General features: G+C 71.1%; 1 protein-coding gene. It reads right to left on the bottom strand.

From position 1 onward, the window contains the following. Positions 1-499, bottom strand: a 499-nt coding sequence (locus tag BN4575_RS22750; protein WP_141689906.1) for a DUF1592 domain-containing protein, incomplete at both ends; no start/stop codon positions are given.

The following is a 499-nucleotide window of genomic DNA, read 5'->3' as shown; positions in this document are numbered from 1 at the left end:
GGACAGCGCCGCGAGCAGGCCGAGCTGCGTGAGGATCCCGGCGCGCTCGTTGGCCGGCAGCGCGACCTTCACGAACTCCTCCGGCTCGGCGCCCGTGTGCTCCACGCCGTAGACCTCCGCGAGCGGACCGTTCACGAACGTCTCCCTCGAGGTGAGCAGGGTCGACACGTCCGCGCCGCGGCTCCACAGGAGCTCGTCGAGGAGCAGCTGGGTCTCGTGGACCATGCTCGCCTGGAGCGCGGGGGTGTACTCGGGGAACATCCCTGGATCCTTGATCGTGCCGAACAGGTTGCTGAGCCCCCACGCCGCGATGAGCGTCGTGCTCAGGCTGCTGCGCGTCTCGGGCTTCTCGAGCAGGCGCTCGACCTGGCGCGTCAGCTCCTTCGGGTCGTTCAGGGCGCCGGAGTCGGCGGCGGCGGCGAGCTCCGCGTCCGCCAGGCTGTCCGTCAGGAAGAAGGCGAGCTCGCTCGCCGTCTCGTGCGCCGTCAGCCGCACCACG

It is taken from the genome of Aeromonas sp. EERV15 (assembly GCF_900079845.1).
GTDB lineage: Bacteria > Pseudomonadota > Gammaproteobacteria > Enterobacterales > Aeromonadaceae > Aeromonas > Aeromonas sobria.
The sequence above is the reverse complement of the archived record's forward strand: the minus strand, read 5'-3'. Positions and strand labels throughout refer to the sequence as shown.